Source organism: Zobellia sp. 1_MG-2023 (assembly GCF_030549125.1).
Classification (GTDB): domain Bacteria; phylum Bacteroidota; class Bacteroidia; order Flavobacteriales; family Flavobacteriaceae; genus Zobellia; species Zobellia russellii.
Window position 1 is genome coordinate 416,206 of record NZ_JAUOSY010000003.1, and the last position, 19,273, is coordinate 435,478.

At 38.9% G+C, this 19,273-nt stretch carries 17 protein-coding genes; 11 read left to right on the forward strand and 6 right to left on the reverse strand.

The window, feature by feature from the left end; all coding sequences use genetic code 11:
• Positions 1 to 2 precede the first annotated feature (2 nt).
• Both Q4597_RS09205 and Q4597_RS09210 read right to left on the reverse strand, forming a co-directional pair.
• On the reverse strand, positions 3 to 968 hold the full coding sequence (locus Q4597_RS09205; protein ID WP_303405969.1) for a lytic transglycosylase domain-containing protein: 966 nt from the start codon (positions 966 to 968) through the stop codon (positions 3 to 5).
• 186 nt (positions 969 to 1,154) lie between these two features.
• Complete coding sequence (locus tag Q4597_RS09210) at positions 1,155 to 1,817, reverse strand: alpha/beta fold hydrolase (RefSeq protein ID WP_303405970.1); 663 nt, start codon at positions 1,815 to 1,817, stop codon at positions 1,155 to 1,157.
• 169 nt (positions 1,818 to 1,986) lie between these two features.
• Here Q4597_RS09210 and Q4597_RS09215 point away from each other — a divergent pair, with 169 nt between their 5' ends.
• Positions 1,987 to 2,280, forward strand: a complete 294-nt coding sequence (locus Q4597_RS09215) for a GNAT family N-acetyltransferase (protein WP_215438959.1) — start codon at positions 1,987 to 1,989, stop codon at positions 2,278 to 2,280.
• A gap of 57 nt (positions 2,281 to 2,337) precedes the next feature.
• On the opposite strand, the gene mtaB is transcribed toward Q4597_RS09215, so the two are convergent.
• From mtaB to Q4597_RS09230, 3 genes are all read right to left on the reverse strand, one after another.
• Positions 2,338 to 3,669, reverse strand: coding sequence for a tRNA (N(6)-L-threonylcarbamoyladenosine(37)-C(2))-methylthiotransferase MtaB (gene mtaB, locus Q4597_RS09220; RefSeq protein ID WP_303405971.1), 1,332 nt, complete (start codon positions 3,667 to 3,669; stop codon positions 2,338 to 2,340).
• Between the two features lie 222 nt (positions 3,670 to 3,891).
• Complete coding sequence (locus Q4597_RS09225; protein ID WP_303405972.1) at positions 3,892 to 5,067, reverse strand: GlmU family protein; 1,176 nt, start codon at positions 5,065 to 5,067, stop codon at positions 3,892 to 3,894.
• 117 nt (positions 5,068 to 5,184) lie between these two features.
• Positions 5,185 to 5,472, reverse strand: a complete 288-nt coding sequence (locus tag Q4597_RS09230; RefSeq protein WP_215438956.1) for a type B 50S ribosomal protein L31 — start codon at positions 5,470 to 5,472, stop codon at positions 5,185 to 5,187.
• Positions 5,473 to 5,647: 175 nt separating this feature from the next.
• Here Q4597_RS09230 and Q4597_RS09235 point away from each other — a divergent pair, with 175 nt between their 5' ends.
• The 7 genes from Q4597_RS09235 to Q4597_RS09265 all read left to right on the forward strand — a co-directional run bounded on the left by Q4597_RS09235 (position 5,648) and on the right by Q4597_RS09265 (position 12,514).
• Positions 5,648 to 6,169 carry a DUF4199 domain-containing protein gene (locus tag Q4597_RS09235; protein ID WP_215438955.1) on the forward strand — a complete coding sequence of 174 codons (522 nt, stop codon included), beginning with the start codon at positions 5,648 to 5,650 and terminating at the stop codon, positions 6,167 to 6,169.
• A gap of 198 nt (positions 6,170 to 6,367) precedes the next feature.
• Positions 6,368 to 7,318: a glycosyltransferase family 2 protein gene (locus Q4597_RS09240; RefSeq protein WP_215914645.1), complete on the forward strand. Its 951-nt coding sequence runs from the start codon at positions 6,368 to 6,370 to the stop codon at positions 7,316 to 7,318.
• Between the two features lie 63 nt (positions 7,319 to 7,381).
• Positions 7,382 to 9,091 carry a phospho-sugar mutase gene (locus Q4597_RS09245; protein WP_215438953.1) on the forward strand — a complete coding sequence of 570 codons (1,710 nt, stop codon included), beginning with the start codon at positions 7,382 to 7,384 and terminating at the stop codon, positions 9,089 to 9,091.
• Positions 9,091 to 10,917, forward strand: a complete 1,827-nt coding sequence (locus tag Q4597_RS09250; protein WP_303405973.1) for an ABC transporter ATP-binding protein — start codon at positions 9,091 to 9,093, stop codon at positions 10,915 to 10,917. Before Q4597_RS09245 ends, Q4597_RS09250 begins: the two co-directional genes overlap by 1 nt.
• Positions 10,918 to 10,975: 58 nt before the next feature.
• Complete coding sequence (locus tag Q4597_RS09255) at positions 10,976 to 11,530, forward strand: RNA polymerase sigma factor (protein ID WP_303405974.1); 555 nt, start codon at positions 10,976 to 10,978, stop codon at positions 11,528 to 11,530.
• 11 nt (positions 11,531 to 11,541) lie between these two features.
• The gene (locus tag Q4597_RS09260; protein ID WP_303405975.1) at positions 11,542 to 12,057 is read left to right on the forward strand and encodes a hypothetical protein; all 516 of its coding nucleotides are present in this window, start codon (positions 11,542 to 11,544) and stop codon (positions 12,055 to 12,057) included.
• A complete protein-coding gene (locus Q4597_RS09265; protein ID WP_303405976.1) occupies positions 12,050 to 12,514 on the forward strand; it encodes a hypothetical protein in 465 nt (154 codons plus the stop codon). Before Q4597_RS09260 ends, Q4597_RS09265 begins: the two co-directional genes overlap by 8 nt.
• 6 nt (positions 12,515 to 12,520) lie before the next feature.
• On the opposite strand, the gene Q4597_RS09270 is transcribed toward Q4597_RS09265, so the two are convergent.
• On the reverse strand, positions 12,521 to 13,549 hold the full coding sequence (locus Q4597_RS09270) for an oxidoreductase (protein ID WP_303405977.1): 1,029 nt from the start codon (positions 13,547 to 13,549) through the stop codon (positions 12,521 to 12,523).
• Positions 13,550 to 13,621: 72 nt separating this feature from the next.
• Between Q4597_RS09270 and Q4597_RS09275 the strand changes: the two genes are divergently transcribed.
• The 3 genes from Q4597_RS09275 to Q4597_RS09285 all read left to right on the forward strand — a co-directional run bounded on the left by Q4597_RS09275 (position 13,622) and on the right by Q4597_RS09285 (position 19,256).
• Positions 13,622 to 14,836 (forward strand): RsmB/NOP family class I SAM-dependent RNA methyltransferase, encoded by a 1,215-nt coding sequence (locus tag Q4597_RS09275; RefSeq protein WP_215914650.1) that lies wholly within the window; start codon positions 13,622 to 13,624, stop codon positions 14,834 to 14,836.
• A gap of 201 nt (positions 14,837 to 15,037) precedes the next feature.
• Positions 15,038 to 18,721 carry a phosphoribosylformylglycinamidine synthase gene (gene purL / locus Q4597_RS09280; protein WP_303405978.1) on the forward strand — a complete coding sequence of 1,228 codons (3,684 nt, stop codon included), beginning with the start codon at positions 15,038 to 15,040 and terminating at the stop codon, positions 18,719 to 18,721.
• A gap of 82 nt (positions 18,722 to 18,803) precedes the next feature.
• The gene (locus Q4597_RS09285) at positions 18,804 to 19,256 is read left to right on the forward strand and encodes a GNAT family N-acetyltransferase (protein WP_215914652.1); all 453 of its coding nucleotides are present in this window, start codon (positions 18,804 to 18,806) and stop codon (positions 19,254 to 19,256) included.
• The last annotated feature ends 17 nt before the right edge of the window (positions 19,257 to 19,273 follow it).

Here is a 19,273-nt window from a genome sequence, read left to right on the forward strand (position 1 = left end):
GATTATTTGCTAACCCTATAATATCCTTTATTTGGGATTTCAATAGTATATTTTTTACGGGAGCTGTTATTTAAATGTGCCTCCCGCAGCCAAGGGTTATGTCTTTTAAGAATTTTATAGTTGATTTCATACTGCTGCGCAAAATCGGCAAAGCTCAATACAGGCTCGTCTATCTCTACCTTGAAAGTAGGTACAGCTTGGTACATATCTTCTTTATCTATATCAAAACCATATTTTTCAGGGTGACTCAATATTTCCTTTATTGCCATAATACGGAATACATATCTACCTGTTTCCTGTCCTAACAAGAGGTCGTAATAATCACTCACCTGCTGGATACCCAAATATTTGTTGATAGCACCCGCTCCGGCATTATAGGACGCGGCCGTCAATGTCCAACTGCCATATCTTTTGTAGTTCCTATTCAAATACTCACAGGCTACTTCAGTAGCTTTTTCCAAGTTGTAACGTTCATCTACGTTTCTGTTTACCTCTAAGCCATGCTCCTGCCCCGTAGCCTTCATTATCTGCCAAAAACCAGCAGCACCTGCATGCGAGACCACATTTTGAAGTCCGCTTTCTGCCACTGCCAAATATTTAAAATCATCTGGAATACCATTTTTGGCCAGAATTGGCTCTATAATAGGAAAATACATATTGGCCCTTTTGATCAACAAAACGGCATTGGATTGCCAATAGGTGTTTACCAAAAACTCACGGTCAATGCGCTCCATTACCTCAGGGTCATCCTGCGGAACAATCTCACCTGCAAAATTTAAATTTTCCGGAATCTCTATAGCCGAAATCCGGTACCCATCGGCAACGTTTTTATCTATTTCCTTCATTTCGTTTTCCAGAACATCTGCGTCGCCCTTGGCAGGCTCGGCATTGCTCTGTACAGCAAATATCAAAGTGCTCACAACAAAAAAGACGCCCAAAAGCATCAATACATTCTTTAAAATCTTCATTTTTTGGTATTGTACGGTTTATTCAAAGTTAGTAAACTCTTTTTGAATTTTTCTAAACCAAATGCACTCTTATTGAGCTTTAACTATAATTCTTAAATCCGATTATTAATCGATAATTAAAAAGAGGGTCACAAAGCATACAATGAATACAAAAAAGGTAAAAAAGAGCTTAGTATTACAACTCATTTATTGCAAAATAATTGTGGGAAGATGTTCGTTAAACCATCTAGCCCTGTGTATTATCATAGTGTGGGTCCCATTTTTAACAGTAATACATTCTTTAATCTTACCAATAGGAAAGACCGCATCTTTCTCTCCATGAATATGCACAAGGCCGGGAATTACCTTTTTAGGTTTCCAATTTACAATTTGGTCAATAGACCAATCTATATAATACTTATCCCTTATGGACAGGTATTCCTCGTAAAGTGCCAAACGCTTGTTCACGGTTTCTCCAAAAGCATACTTGGCCAAAAGCTCCATGTTATTGACCAGCCCTGTAGGCAACAACCTATGCACATGAGTGTATTTAGCAAATATCATGCGCCTGGGCAATTCAGAACTGTCTTTTACGCTAGATACGATTATGACTTTCCTGAACGATTTAAACCTTGCCATTTCCTGAACCAACATCCCACCAAAAGAAACACCGATCAAAACAGCATTTTCATGATGAATATTCTCGTTCATCTTTTTTGCGTACGCCTCCAAAGACATATTTTTATCTGGCACAAACCATTCTAAAAGATGTTGCACAAATTTGTCCTCAGGTAGGATAATATATCTAAAGATGGAAGGATTTGCTGCCATTCCTGGCATAAAATATATGTGAATCTTAGAATCTCTCATTATGACAAAGCATAGGAATTGTTAGGAAATTAACATTATTTTCACTACTTTTGTCATCGACTTTGGGGGATTTCCATAGTTTATACAAATTTGAGCAAAAGTATATAAAATTACGATTTGAGAACACCGTGATTTTCTTACCTCTTGCCATCATCTAAAATCAAACTATATGAATGAAGTAGAAATTATTGACAACAGTTTCTTGCGTCAATTTGAAACCACGGTTGAAGGCACTTTAGCCAAGATCGAGTATTCTTCGCAAGAACGCAAAGTATTTCTAACAAAATTAGTAGTGCCTGAAGAAATCACCAAAGATGGTTTCAAAGAAGATTTTATCAAATCCGTTCTTCATCACATTCAGGAGCAAAATCTTAGAGTAGTTCCTACGAGTCCACAAATTGCCGGTTTTTTACGCAAAAACAGGCAATACAAAGAAATGTTGCCCGTAGGTATCAGAATCTAACAGTATTTCAGAGTTTTTTTGAAGATGAATCCCGCAAACAGCGGGATTTTTTTTGCCCTAGTTTGTGGTAACGACGCTTTTTTCAAATTCAAAGCGTACCAAACCATCCTCATCAATCTCCTTTAACTGAACATTATGCAAGGTATTTACCAGCTCAGGGTTCCAAGGTGATTTTACTTTAACATAGTTACTGGTAAAACCATGAATATACCCTTCTTTGTTCTCCCCCTCAAAAAGCACTTGGTGCGTTTTACCCAATTGACCTTCATAAAAAGCCCTTCTCTTCTTTACGGATAGCCCTCTCAGCATCTTACTACGCTTATTTCTAACCTGTTTAGGAACCACTCCTCCCATATCCGCTGCCGTAGTATTATCACGTTCCGAATACGTAAACACGTGTAGGTAAGATATATCCAATTCATTTAAAAAATGATAGGTTTCCAAGAAATGCTCATCCGTCTCACCCGGGAAACCAACAATAACATCCACACCTATACAGGCATCCGGCATGGTTTCCTTTATTTTCTTAACACGGTCTACATACAAATCGCTCATATAGCGCCTGCGCATCAACTTTAAAATTGCATCGCTACCACTTTGTAAAGGAATATGAAAATGAGGCACAAACGAATTGCTCTTAGACACAAAATCAATCGTTTCATTCTTCAACAGATTAGGCTCTATTGATGATATGCGTAAACGGTGAATACCCTCTACCCTATCCAAAGCCTTTACCAAATCTAGAAAAGTATGTTCATGCTTTTTATTACCGAACTCCCCTTTTCCATAATCTCCGATATTTACACCAGTGAGGACAATTTCCTTAATACCTTTTGCAGATATTTCTGCAGCGTTATCCAAAACATTCTGCAGCGTATCACTCCGGGAAATACCTCTCGCCAGAGGTATGGTGCAATAGGTACATTTATAATCACATCCGTCTTGAACCTTCAGGAAAGCACGGGTACGGTCTCCAATGGCATAACTGCCCACATAGAAATCCGCATCTTCTATTTCACAGGAGTGCACCTCACCAAAATCGTTTTTCGTAAGATCATTGATATAGTCTGTAATCTTGAATTTTTCTGTGGCCCCTAGAACCAAATCAACACCATCAACAGCAGCTAGTTCTTCTGGTTTTAATTGCGCATAACAACCTATAGCGGCAACAAATGCTTCCGGGTTAATCTTCTGAGCCTGCTTTACTATGGTCTTAAATCTTTTATCCGCATTTTCCGTTACGGAGCATGTATTTATGACATACATATCTGCATGTTCGGAAAAATCTACGCGATCAAAACCATCTTCCTGAAATCCTCTTGCAATTGTAGAAGTCTCAGAAAAGTTGAGTTTACAGCCCAATGTATAGAAGGCAACTTTCTTTTTCATACTCTTATCTCTTTCCGCTTTCGTATTCAATTGATGCTATAACTTTTTAGAGAATGCAAATATACGAACTTGTTACCAGCCCATTACAAACTTGAAGCGTTTGAATTTATCAACGCCCAAGGATATAACACACGAGGCTTTTTACCCAAGTTTTAAATCAATTTTAAAAGCCAGAAATTCAAGTGAAAAGTAAGATATACGCTATAACTTATAAGCCAATGCTTAATAATTACGCCACTTTTTAGTAAGCTCAAATACATGCTCCAAAATACGGGCTTCTACATCATTGAACTCAACATTTCTTCTGGCCATCATTACTTTGGCCGCATCAAAAGCTTTTGAGGTGCTATAGGTTGAAAAACCAGATGCTCCTCCCCAACTGAAACTAGGGACAAAATTACGTGGAAAACCAGGTACATAAATATTACAATTCACCCCTATTACCGTACCTGTATTGAACATGGTGTTTATAGCTGTCTTACTGTGGTCTCCCATCATAAGTCCGCAAAATTGCAAACCTGTCTGCTCAAAACTTTCGGAAGCATAATTCCACAAACGTACTTTAGCGTAGTTGTTCTTAAGATTGGAATTGTTGGAATCTGCACCTATATTACACCACTCGCCCAAAACAGCATTACCCAAGTAACCTTCATGCCCCTTACTAGAATACCCAAAGATAACGGAGTTGCTTATTTCACCACACACCTTTCCGTAAGGACCAATGGTAGTAGCTCCATAAATCTTGGCCCCCATTTTAACCACGGCATTCTCACATAAAGCAAAAGCTCCGCGAATAAGGTTTCCTTCCCACACCTCAGAATTCTTTCCTAGGTAAATAGGCCCATCGGTTGCATTTAGGATACTATGTTCAACCTGCGCACCTTCTTCCATAAAAATGCGCTCTGGATGAATTAAAGTATTGCTCTTGGGAATAGGAGCACTTTTTCTTCCTTCGGTAAGGAAATCAAAATCTGCCTGAATAGCTTCGCCGTTTTTGGAAAAAATATCCCACGTATGTTCTATCCTAATCACATCTTCATCAAACTCTATATGCTTGTATGATGTAAAATCTACTTCTTCTTGACTTTCGTTCGTGAAAAAGGCGATAACTTCATCGCCCTGAAAAATAGCTTCGCTCTCCCCTAAATCCTGAACAAGGTCCACTAACTTTTGGTTGGGCAAAAAAGAAGCATTAATGAGTACATTTTCTTCCATTTCTACCATGGGAAACTTTTCAGAAAGGTACTCCTCCGTAATAGTTGTAGTAGTATTACCTAAATACTTTTCCCATTTTTCACGTATGGTCATTATTCCTACTCGAATATCCGCAACAGGTCTTGTGAAAGTAAAAGGCAAAAGATTTTCTCTTACTGTACCGTCAAAAAGAATATAGTTCATGGTTGGTTATTTTTGGCAAAAATAGGTAATCTGATTTTTTAATTTGCAAAGGCAAGGTTATAAACTAAAAAAGCCTCCGACAATTGTGGAGGCTTTCTATATATTTTGAACAAGAATCTATTTTTCTTCTTTATCAGCTTTTGCTGCTGCAGGTTTCTTCTTGAACTTATCGTATTTGCTTTTGAACTTGTCAATACGTCCGGCAGTATCCAAAAGTTTAGCTTTACCAGTATAGAATGGATGAGACGTTCTTGAAATTTCTAATTTTACCACTGGGTATTCAACACCATCAACTTCTATAGTTTCTTTGGTAACTGCTGTAGATTTAGTCAAAAAAACTTCGTCATTAGACATGTCTTTAAAAGCGACTAATCTATAATTTTCTGGATGTATATCTTTTTTCATTATAAATAAAATTTTACGCACCCATTCCGACAGGCACTCATTTTAAGGCTGCAAATTTAATTAATTTTCTTGAACCCACAATCTAAATACTCAAAAGAAACAAAAAAATATATTTTAGCTGTAACAAAGTAATGAAAACAAGCACTAACTTTGACAACAACCAAAAACAATAAAAATGGAAGATAGTCAAGCTAAAACCGGAAAGTTCTCACTTAATTACGGCTTAATAGTTGGTGTAGTGGGCGTAACCTTTGGAATCATGCTCTACACTATGGACATGCATTATGAACGTGGGCTTGCCGTACAGGGAACACAAACATTAATTTTGGTAGCAGGTATCATATTAGGCATCTACCAGTTTAAAAAAGCCAATTTAAATTACCTAACCATTTCGGAAGCTTTAAAAGTTGGTGCCGGAGTAGCCTTAATAGCAGGTATCTTGGGCATACTTTATTTTTATGTGTTTTCTAACTATGTAGAACCAGAATATATGGATAACATGTACGAGTTAGGAAAACAACAAGCTCTTGCCAACAACCCTAAACTAACCGAGGAACAAATTGACCAAGGCATAGAAATGCAAAAATCGTTTGCATGGATGTCCTACCCGCTTATTCTTATCATAAACATTGTTATTGGTCTTATAGTAGGTCTTATTACCGGACTCGTCCTAAAAAAAGACAAACCAGCTTATTAAGCCCCTTTTTAAATGGAAACTCTTTTTCTATACAAAAGAATGTAATTGTTTAATTATCAACGCCCTGAACAAACATTCAGGGCGTTGATAATTAATACCTACCTTACACAACCAAAAAGAAAGAAGCTTTATAGCTGAAAAGTTTAAATGACTTCAATATCAAAATTGTATTTTTGGTCAGATATATAGAAACTTTGCATGGATCTGTCCATAATTATACCCTTACTTAACGAAGAAGAATCTTTAAAAGAACTTCATGATTGGATTATAAGCGTCATGCAATCCAACAATTTCGTTTACGAAATTCTCTTTATAGATGACGGCAGTACTGATAATTCCTGGAGAATTATTACAGAACTATCCCAATCCAACCCCAATGTAAAAGGGCTACGGTTCAAAAAGAACTTTGGAAAATCACAAGCCTTACATGCCGGTTTTAAAGCTGCGCAGGGCAATGTGGTGATTACTATGGATGCAGACTTACAGGATGACCCCGAAGAAATACCTGAACTGTACCGGTTGATAAAGGAAGATAATTTTGATTTGGTTTCTGGCTGGAAGAAAAAACGTTTTGATTCCGTTCTTTTTAAAAACATGCCTTCCAAATTGTTCAATTGGGCCGCCAGACAGACTTCCGGGGTTAAATTGCACGACTTTAACTGCGGATTAAAGGCATTTAATAAGAAAGTGATTAAAAGCATTGAAGTTTCAGGGGAAATGCACCGTTACATTCCCGTTTTGGCCAAAAATGCCGGTTATAGCAATATAGGCGAAAAAGTAGTGAAACACCAAGCCCGTAAATATGGTAAGACCAAGTTTGGTATGGAACGCTTTATAAACGGATTTCTAGATCTGCTCACCATTTGGTTCGTGTCTAAATTTGGCCGCCAGCCTATGCATCTGTTTGGCGCATTAGGTGTTCTTATGTTCATTATAGGGTTTGGTTTTGCCATTTATCTAGGTATTGACAAACTTTTCATCAATCCCTATGGACGGTTAATTACCGATCGCCCTCAATTTTTCATTGCGCTTACCGCAATGATTATTGGCACGCAATTATTTTTAGCCGGATTTTTAGGCGAAATTTTAATAAGATCACGAAAAAACGAGACACGATATACTATATCCGAAGAAATTAATCCTAAGTAAAAAGCAAAGCAATATTCTTCGTAATTTTAAGCGCTAATAAACACATATAATACAGACACTATTATGGATGCCATTCTAAATACCGCCAAAACCTGGTTAACCGATTTTTTTGACCCAGAAGTAAAGAAAGAAGTTCAACATCTAATAGATAACGATACAGACGAACTAAAGGACCGTTTTTACAAAAATATGGAATTCGGTACAGGTGGTATGCGCGGTGTTATGGGCGTAGGTACCAACAGAATAAACAAATACACCTTAGGAAAAAGCACACAAGGTCTTAGCAACTACTTGATAAAAACCTACGGGAAGGAAGATATAAAAGTAGTTATTGCTTTTGATTGTCGCCATAATAGTGACACCTTGGCAAGAACTGTGGCCGAAGTATTGTCCGCTAACGGAATAAAAGTTTTTCTATTCTCGGAACTCCGCACCACTCCTGAGCTTTCTTTTGCCGTTAAGCATTTAGAATGCCATGCCGGTATTGTATTGACCGCTTCCCATAACCCGCCAGAATACAACGGTTATAAAGTGTATTGGACAGATGGTGGGCAAATTGTACCTCCACAGGATGGTGAGATTATATCGGAAATCAATTCACTTTCCTTTGAGGACATCAACTTTAAAGCCAACGATAGCCTTATTGAATTAATAGATAAAGATGTAGACGAAGCGTTTATAGAGGCTTCCGTAGCTAACGGAAATTTTAACGCTGCCGGCAAAGACGATTTTAAAATTGTTTTTACATCTCTTCATGGTACATCCATTACGGCCATTCCAGAAGTATTAAAAAGAGCCGATTACAAAAATGTTACCATTATTGAGGAGCAAGCCAAGCCTGACGGAAACTTTCCAACGGTAAAGTCTCCAAACCCAGAAGAATCCGAAGCCCTTTCTATGGCTGTTGCAAAAGCAGAAGAGATCGGTGCGGACATGGTAGTTGGTACAGACCCGGATAGTGACCGTTTGGGTATTGCCGTTCGTAACCTAGATGGAGAAATGGAAATCGTAAATGGCAACCAAGCCATGATTCTGATGACCAAATTTCTTTTGGAGCAACAAAAACAAAAAGGCTTTAAAGGCAATGAATTTATTGCAACCACAATAGTTTCGACCCCTATGATGGAAGCCATGGCAAAAGCTTACGGCGTTGAGTTCAAAACAGCCCTTACCGGATTTAAATGGATAGGTAAGATGATAAAAGACTTTCCGGAATCCAACTTTGTTGGTGGCGGAGAAGAAAGTTTTGGTTATATGGTGGGCGATTTTGTTCGTGACAAAGATGCTGTTACCTCTACCCTATTGGCCTGCGAAATTGCAGCTCAAGCCAAATCTACCGGTAGTTCTTTCTACAAGGAATTAATTGACTGTTATGTTGATTATGGCTTCTATAAAGAAAAGCTTATCTCAATTACCAAAAAGGGAATGAGCGGTGCCGAAGAAATCAAGCAGATGTTGAAAGATTTTAAAGAGAATCCTGTTTCTTCAGTAGCTGGATCCAAAGTAAAATGGATAGAAGACTATAATACTTCTACAGCCAAAAATGTATTGACCGGCGAAGAAAAAACCATAGATATTCCAAAATCCAATGTATTGATATATGAAACCGAAGACGGTACTCGTATCGCGGCAAGACCAAGCGGAACCGAACCTAAAGTGAAGTTTTATATTAGTACGAATACAAAATTGGAAAAAGCTGAGGATTTCAAAAAGGTCTCTAAAGAATTGGATGATAAAATTCAAAACATTCTTAGTGAACTTAATCTCGGTTAATGGAGTATTTCAAAAAAATCCTTCGGTTTGCAAAGCCGTATAAATTATTTGCATTTTTAAACATTATCTCGAACATCCTTTATGCGTTGTTCTCAACGTTGGCAATGATTTCGTTGTTCCCGATGTTGACTGTTATGTTTGACAATACCAAACCAGTTTACAAAAAACCGGTTTGGAGCGGTCTCTCCGAAATGAAGGATTATATAATGGAATACCTTAATTTCTTTGTCACCCAAAGAAACGAACAAGGAGATTCTGGGGATGTACTAATGCTTATGGTGGCATTGATCATCGGTATGTTTTTCATGAAAAATGTGTTCAATTACTTGGCCATGTATTTCATTACCTACTTACGGAACGGCGTTCTTAAGGATTTGCGTAACGAGCTTTACGATAAGACCGTAGAACTACCTATTTCCTACTATTCAGAAAAAAGAAAAGGGGATACCATAGCCCGCATAACTTCTGATGTTTTAGAAATTCAGCATTCATTTCTATCTATTTTAGAACTGATTGTAAGGGAACCATTGACTATAATCTTTACGATTATAGCCATGCTATCCATAAGTCCAAAACTTACGTTGTTCGTATTCTTATTTCTTCCCCTTTCTGGATTTTTAATTTCGCTTATAGGAAAATCCCTTAAACGAAAATCGGGCAAGGTACAAAAGGAACAAGGTCATTTCCTTTCCATTTTGGAAGAAACCCTAAGTGGACTTCGAGTTATAAAAGCGTTCAATGCAGAATCTAGATTTGGCAGAACATTTCAAGCATCAACAAAACGCTTCTATAACTACTCCAACAGTTTGCTCAATAGACAAAACCTCGCCTCACCCACAAGTGAGTTTTTTGGTATTGCAGCCATAGGAGTAATCCTTTGGTACGGTGGCCAAATGGTGCTTGTTGAAAAAACTTTGGCGCCAGGGCTTTTCATTACTTATATGGGACTTTCGTATCAGATTCTAACACCTGCAAAGGCAATTAGTAAAGCCTCTTACAGTGTTAAAAAAGGAAATGCCGCTGCCGAAAGGGTAATTGAGGTGCTTGAAACCAAAAACCCCATTGAGGACAAACCTAATGCACTGACCAAGGAAACGTTTGATAAAGCCGTGGAAATTAAGGACATTTCTTTTAAATATGAAGATGAATACGTACTCAAAAACTTCAACCTTTCTGTTCCCAAAGGTGACACAGTAGCCTTGGTAGGACAGTCAGGAAGTGGTAAAAGTACCATTGCAAATCTTGTAACCCGTTTCTATGACGTTAATAATGGAGAAATAACCATAGACGGCCACAACATAAAGGACATCACCAAAAAATCTTTACGAGGACTTTTGGGGCTTGTTACCCAAGATTCCATTTTATTTAATGATACCGTAGCCAATAATATCTCCTTAGGAAAGGAAAACGCCACCAAAGAAGAAATTATGGAAGCTGCCAAAATAGCCAATGCCCACGAATTTATTACAGACTTACCTCAAGGTTATGAAACCAATATTGGTGATAGCGGAAACAAATTGAGCGGAGGTCAAAAACAACGTTTATCCATTGCCAGAGCGGTATTAAAGAACCCTCCAATCATGATTTTGGACGAAGCCACTTCCGCCCTGGACACCGAGAGTGAACGCCTGGTACAAGATGCACTTGAAAAAATGATGCGCAACAGAACTTCTATTGTTATCGCTCATAGATTATCTACTATTCAGAACGCCAACACCATTGTTGTTCTTCAAAAAGGTGAAATTGTAGAACAAGGCTCCCATGATGAGCTCATGGCAAAGGATGGTGCCTACAAAAAACTGGTGCAAATGCAATCTTTAGGCTAGGACATTAAACCTTTCGCTAAATTTATAGTCTTAACTATAGAATTTAAGCCCAATTCATTTGATTGCAGAGGAAACCTTAGTAAATCAATTACAACAAACTGAAACGCAGGCCAGCGCTTTTGGAGTGTTAGTAGAGACCTATAAAGAGCGTCTGTACTGGCATATTCGTAGAATTGTGTTAAATCATGATGATACGAACGATGTGTTGCAGAATACATTTATAAAGGTTTACAAAAACATTTCAAATTTTAAGGGTGATAGCAAGCTGTATTCTTGGATATATAGAATTGCCACAAATGAGGCTCTCACATTTCTTAAAAACAAATCAAGGATGATGGGTGTAAAAGATGGGGAATTACAAGACCGTTTAGTAGAAAACCTAAAGGCCGATGTATATTTTGAAGGAGATGAAATTCAACTAAAATTACAGCAAGCTATAGCCACATTGCCGGAAAAGCAAAAGTTGGTGTTCAATATGAAGTATTTTCAGGAATTGAAATATGAAGAGATTTCAGAGATTCTTGAGACGTCCGTAGGGGGCTTAAAAGCCTCTTATCACCTGGCCACTAAAAAGATTGAAGCATACCTAAAAGAACAAAAAGAATATCTTTAGAACCATTGATTATGGAGCCATTAGATAAAAAAAATCCGTTTAAGACCCCCGAAGGTTATTTTGATGAGTTTGATAAAAAACTTTTCGAAAAGCTCTCTAGTGGGGACTCGGTAATACCAAAAGAAGAAGGTTTTAAACTTCCTGACGGTTACTTTGATTCTTTGGGTGATAAGCTTCAGCAGAAACTAAAAGAAGAACAGGAAACTAAGGTCATTCCTTTAAAATCTTATAAAAAATACTATTACGCAGTGGCTGCAGTTGCAGCAATATTGATTGTAGCCTTAACGTTGAACCTAAACAAAACAAACGAAATTGGTTTTGATGACCTGGCCCAGTCAGATATTGAATATTATTTTGACCAAAATGAACTGGACCTTACCAGTTATGAATTGGCAGAGGTCGTACCTGTAAACGAATTAGAAATAACAGATATGTTCGATAGTAATTTTAGCGAAGAAAACGTGCTGGAATACCTTAATGAGAACACAGATTATTTTGATGAATTAAATCTTGAAGACAATGAATAGATTAAAAAAAATAATGGTGACCATGGTGTTTTTATTGGTTTCCGTGCAGTTCTACGCGCAGAGAACACATGATTATGATAAAATAAAGTCGCTTAAAATAGCCTTTATAACAGAACGGTTGAATATGACCAGCCAAGAAGCGCAAGCTTTCTGGCCCATTTATAATGACTACGAAGCAAAACGAGGAGCGCTTAGAGAAAAAGAGCATAACCAGATTCGTAATAAAATAAAAGAGTCGGACAAGCTTTCCGAGAAAGAGGCAAATGATGTTATTGAACTATTTCTAAAGCTGGAACAACAAGAAGAAGACATCAGAAAAGACTTTATCAAAAAAGCAGCGGAAGTAATTACGGCAAAAAAAACGTTGTTGTTAATTCGTTCGGAAGAAGAGTTTAAAAGGCAGCTTATTAGAAAATACCATGAAAGGCGAGAAGAAAAAAATAAGAACGAGCCTTAAAAGCTTCTAATCAAAAACAAGCTTGGCCATTCTATTTTTTCCAGCCGCATAAGCAACCTTCGTATTTTGAAAACGAAGGGTATAGAAAGGTTCATCGGATAATTGTGTCCAAGTGGCTCCCCTATCGGCAGAATATGATATTCCGGTAAAACCAATGGCCATCAGACCATTTCCTTTAGATCCGGGCACAAATTGAATACAACTTTTATATTGCGGGTTTTGGCCATCTGCCATCAGTTGCCAAGTTTTACCTCCATCTATTGTGAGTGCCTTGTTCCCGCTGTTAATTTCGGGTCGGGTAAAATCGCCACCAATAGCAACACCTAAATTTTCATCATAAAAATCTATAGAAAAAATGCCTTGGGTTTCTGCTTCGCTTTGTATGGGCGTTTGCTGAATCTGCCATGTTTTTCCTTTATTGCCCGAAAAATAGATACGACTTTTAGTTGTGGCTATCCAAGTTTTATCTCCTATAACCTTAATATTGGTATTACTGGCAGCAAAAGCCCCTTCACCCTCTATGCCCGATGGTAATTGTGAACAGGGAAGTTTTTCCCAAGTGTTTCCACCATCTCTAGTAATGAGAATACTTAAACAACCATCCATACTATCACCAATCGCTATTCCTTCGGTATCGTTCCAAAACGTCATGGCATCATAAAAAACAGATTCACCCTCCTCCGTATAGACCAATTCCATTCGCCCATTTTCACCTGTTTTGTATAATAATGCCGGATTGGCGACGGACAACATAAAGAAATCGGAAGACGTATGCGCAACAGAACGAAACTCGGGTATGGTAGTACGGTATTTCTCTGTGCTCTCCCTCACTTTTCCCGTTGCTAAATCTACACTCCCAAAAATACCGTTACTACCGGCATACACTAGACTATTTCCCATAAGTTCTATAGCTCTGATGCTTACCGAGTCTTCATAAACAGTTTCAATTGTAACGGATGTAAAGGGTTTGTTTTTCTGTTCTTGGGCACAAGAAACTAGGAGAATACCGATTAAAATAGGCAATAGGACACGCATGCGTACAAAGTTTCTCAAAAATACAGGTAATCCAGTGGCAAAACAATACCTTTGCAGCCTTAATTTTTTGTAATGAAGCTACATAGAAACTTGGTATTTGCGGTAATTGATGCCTTGAACCTGATTTTTAATGAAAATGAATATGCCGATAAGGTAGTACAGAAAGTACTAAAGTTCGATAAACGTTGGGGTTCTCGCGACCGCGGTTTTATTGCCGAAACCACCTATGAAATGGTACGTTACAAGCGTTTGTACACTGAAATTGCAGAAATAAAAGCCCCTTATAGCAGACCGGACCTATTTAGAATGTGGGCGGTTTGGGCCGTTTTAAAAGGCATTAAAATTCCAGATTGGAAGCAGATAGAGCCAACCCCGGAACGCCGTATCAAAGGTCGTTTTGACGAGCTCTCAAAAATTAGGAAGTTCCGCGAATCTATGCCAGATTGGATAGATGAAATCTGTGAAAAGGCATTGGGAGAAAAACTATGGACGGCTGAAAGCGCTGCCCTTAACGAACAAGCTGAAGTTATTCTTAGGACCAATACGTTAAACATAGATAAGGAAAAGCTACGTAAAACTCTATTGGACGAAGGTATTGTTGTAGAACCCATTAAAGGTTATGCAAGCGCACTGCGCTTACCGGAGCGTGCCAACGTTTTTGTTACGGAATCATTTAAAAAAGGGTTTTTTGAAGTTCAAGATGCCTCTTCGCAACTGGTGTCCGAATATCTAGATGTAAAACCGGGAATGCGCGTGGTTGATACTTGCGCGGGAGCAGGTGGAAAATCGCTTCACTTAGCGGCCCTCATGGAAAACAAAGGTCAGCTTATCTCCATGGATATCTATGGCAGCAAGCTAAAAGAACTGAAAAGGCGCGCCAGAAGAAACAATGCACACAACATTGAAACTCGCGAGATCGACTCTACAAAGGTTTACAAAAAACTTTACGGAAGTGCGGACCGTGTGCTGATTGACGCTCCTTGTACAGGAATTGGTGTTTTGCGCAGAAATCCGGACAGTAAATGGAAGATGCAACCTGAATTTCTTGAAAAAATCACGAAAACACAGCACGAAATCATTCGTAACTACAGTAAAATAGTAAAGCCTGGTGGAAAAATGGTGTATGCTACCTGTTCAATACTTCCTCAAGAAAACAACGACCAAGTGGTTTCTTTTTTAGCTTCGGAAGAAGGTAAAGACTTTAGTTTGGTAAAAGAAAACAAGATTTACGCTTCCAAAAGTGGATTTGACGGATTCTATATGGCGTTGTTGGAAAAGAAAAGCTAGTCCTTTTTTAACAGCAACAATAGCTTAAAAATCATTTGATGGGCATACTATCTCCTCCGCTTTAAGGAGAAGAGAAACTTGGGGTGCAAAGTAATCAACAACCTGTTAACTTTTACTCAGAAAAAATTACGATACTCCTTTACAAAGCGCCTTTTAAAGGTTAAATTTGCGTTTTCTCAAACCTATCAATTTACAAGCTAAATGATTCACTTCTTCGGGGATGTAGCCACAAAAGTTTTTGCCGTACAAACGGTTGAAGAACTTTCACAGAAAAATATTAGTAAACTTACATGGTTGTTTGGCAACCTACCAAAAATAAATACGGCGTCTATAGACGCCTTTTTTGTTGGCCCTAGGGCAGCAATGATTACTCCTTGGAGTACAAATGCCACGGAAATCACCCAGAATATGGGCATTGAGGGTGTTATTAGAATAGAGGAGTTTAAAGCGGTAAGTCAAGATTTTACGGATTTTGACCCCATGCTCTCCGAAAAATTTAACGGGTTATCACAATCTGTTTATAAAATAGATGTGGCTCCCGAAGCCGTTCTGGAAATAGAGAATATTGCCGATTATAACCAACAGGAGGGCCTTGCTTTAAGTGATGAAGAGGTTGTCTACTTGGAGAACTTGGCAAAGAAACTGGGCAGAAAACTAACGGATTCCGAAGTTTTTGGGTTTAGCCAAGTGAATTCGGAGCATTGTCGCCATAAAATTTTCAATGGTACTTTTGTGATTGACGGCGTAGAAAAGCCATCTTCACTTTTTAAGCTTATCAAGAAAACTTCGCAAGAATTTCCTAACGATATTGTTTCGGCCTATAAAGATAATGTGGCTTTCGTAAAAGGGCCAAAAGTGACCCAATTTGCACCAAAAAGCGCTGATAAACCTGATTTTTATCAAGAAACGGAGTTCAATTCGGTTATTTCGCTTAAAGCGGAAACACACAATTTCCCTACTACCGTAGAGCCCTTTAACGGTGCTGCAACAGGTTCCGGAGGAGAAATTCGCGACCGTTTGGCCGGAGGAAAAGGGTCGTTACCCTTAGCTGGAACGGCTGTTTATATGACGGCCTATTCCCGTTTGGAAAAAGACAGACCTTGGGAAAAAGCATTCCCGGAAAGAGAATGGCTGTACCAAACCCCAATGGACATCCTTATAAAAGCATCCAATGGTGCTTCGGATTTTGGAAATAAATTCGGGCAACCGCTAATTACTGGTTCCGTATTGACTTTTGAACATGACGAATCCAGAGATAGTGACCAAAAGAACACAAGAAAACTAGGTTTCGATAAAGTGATTATGCAAGCCGGCGGTATTGGTTATGGCAAAGCAGAACAAGCTTTAAAGGATACGCCCAAAGATGGCGATAAAATTGTTATTCTAGGAGGTGACAATTACCGTATTGGTATGGGTGGAGCCGCTGTTTCAAGTGCAGATACAGGGGCATTTAGTTCCGCTATTGAATTGAACGCCATACAGCGTTCCAACCCGGAAATGCAAAAAAGAGCATCAAATGCTATCAGAGGTATGGTAGAAAATGATATAAACCCAATTGTGTCCATTCACGATCACGGTGCGGGCGGACATCTTAACTGTCTTTCTGAATTGGTTGAAGATACGGGCGGAAAAATAGATTTGGATAAACTTCCGGTAGGCGACCCTACCCTATCGGCCAAAGAAATAATCGGTAACGAATCCCAAGAACGTATGGGCTTGGTTATCGGTAAAAATGATGTAGACCTTTTGCATCGTATTGCCGATCGTGAGCGGTCCCCTATGTATGAAGTAGGCGATGTTACCGGAGACCACAAATTCACTTTTGAGTCTGCCACTACGGGCGAAAAGCCAATGGACTTGAACCTAAAGGACATGTTCGGGAGCTCCCCTAAAACTGTAATGACGGATTCTACCGTAAAAAGAACATACGCCAATCCTGAGTATTCGTTGGAATTCTTTCACGACTATCTGGAACAATTGCTACAACTAGAGGCCGTTGCCGCTAAAGACTGGCTAACGAATAAAGTTGACCGTTGTGTGGGAGGCCGTGTTGCCAAGCAACAATGTGCGGGACCATTACAATTACCACTGAACAATTGTGGTGTTATGGCCTTGGATTTTAAAGGAAAAGAAGGAATTGCCACCAGTATTGGCCACTCCCCCATTTCTGGATTAATTGACCCAGCAGCAGGTAGTTTGAACAGTATTGCGGAATCGCTGACCAACATCATCTGGGCTCCGCTAAAGGACAATTTAAAATCCGTTTCGCTATCCGCTAACTGGATGTGGCCTTGTAAGAACGAAGGTGAAGATGCCCGTTTGTACGAAGCTGTTGAAGCGGTATCCAACTTTTCTATTGCATTAGGTATAAATGTACCTACCGGAAAGGATTCGCTTTCCATGAAACAAAAATATAAAGATGGAGATGTTATCGCTCCAGGTACAGTGGTTATTTCCGCTGCCGGAAATTGTAGCGATATTACCAAAGTTGTAGAACCCGTACTACAAAAGAATGCGGGCTCAATTTACTACATCAACCTATCTAAAGATGACTATAAACTAGGTGGCTCTTCCTTTTCTCAGATTAGAAATGCCATAGGAACCGAAGCCCCGAGTATAAAGGATGCAGCCTATTTTAAGACTGTTTTTAACGGTATACAGGATTTGATTAAAGAAGGTGTAATCGTTGCTGGGCATGATGTGGCTTCCGGTGGATTGATTACAACTTTATTGGAACTCTGTTTTCCGGACATCAATTTATCAGCAGAATTAGACTTGTCCACTTTAGACGAATCAGATACCATTAAATTGCTTTTTGCCGAAAATTCAGGAATTGTTTTTCAAGCGAAAGACGCATCCGTAGAGCAAAAATTAAGCGACCTCAACATAGATTTCAAGAAAATAGGAAAAGTAGTTTCCGGTACCATTCTAAAAATAAAAAATGAAGGTATGGAAATGGGCTTGAACATCAACTCCCTAAGAGACACATGGTTCAAGACCTCCTATTTACTGGACAACAAACAAACGGCCAACAACTTGGCCAAAGACCGTTTTGACAACTACAAAAACCAACCACTTCAGTACAAGTTTCCTGAAAATGTTGATTTGAGCAGTATTCCATCAAATACCGGAAACAGACCTAAAGCGGCCATACTTCGTGAAAAAGGAAGTAATTCTGAACGTGAAATGGCAAATGCCATGTACTTGGCTGGTTTTGATGTAAAAGATGTTCATATGACCGATTTAATTTCCGGTCGTGAAACTCTTGAGGATATTCAGTTTATTGGTGCCGTAGGCGGATTTTCCAACTCAGACGTTTTAGGTAGCGCCAAAGGATGGGCGGGAGCTTTTAAATACAATGAAAAAGCCAATACCGCTCTTAAAAACTTCTTTGCCAGACCTGATACCTTATCTATTGGGATATGTAACGGATGCCAATTGTTTATGGAATTAGACCTCATCAATCCCGAGCACGAAACTCACGGTAGAATGACCTATAACGACTCCCATAAACACGAAAGTAATTTTACTTCGGTTAAAATTCAGGAGAACAATTCGGTTATGCTATCCAGTCTAGCGGGAACAACTTTAGGGGTATGGATTTCACATGGCGAAGGTAAATTTAGCCTTCCGCACAATGAAAATCAATACGGTATAGTTGCCAAATATGGTTACGAAAGCTATCCTGCCAACCCTAACGGAAGTGACTTCAACACCGCTATGCTCTGCGATGTTACAGGACGCCATTTAGTAACCATGCCGCATATTGAGCGTTCCATTTTCCCTTGGAACTGGGCCTATTATCCAAAAGGAAACAATGACGTAGTTTCTCCTTGGTTAGAAGCTTTCGTTAATGCCAAAAAATGGATTTTAGAGGCTAAGTAGTCTTAAAAATTAAATACATAATAGTTTAAATAATGGTCTGAGCTTAGAAACTCAGGCCATTATTTTTATAATTTAGTTGGATATGAAAATCCGAAAAGCAACTGAATCCGACCTTCCTGCGATTGTACAATTGTTGGCCAATGACAAATTGGGGAAGCTTCGGGAAGACTATAAAGTGCCCCTACCCCAAAAATATTACGATGCTTTTAACGCCATTAACGGAGATAAAAACCAAGAACTTATGGTTTTTGTAAACGAGACCGAACAGGTTATTGGTACGATGCAACTCTCTTTTATTCCTTACCTAACATACCAAGGAGGTGTTCGCGCTCAAATAGAGGCCGTACGTGTACATGAGGACTACCGTAGCAAAGGTATAGGGCGGCAGTTATTTAAATGGGCCATACAACGCGCAGGCGAAAAAGGCGCACACGTTGTACAACTCACTACGGACAAAAAAAGGCCCGATGCATTAAAATTTTATCAAAATCTAGGTTTTACAGCGAGCCATGAGGGTATGAAATTCCACCTCTAACTACGCTCTAAAGTTTT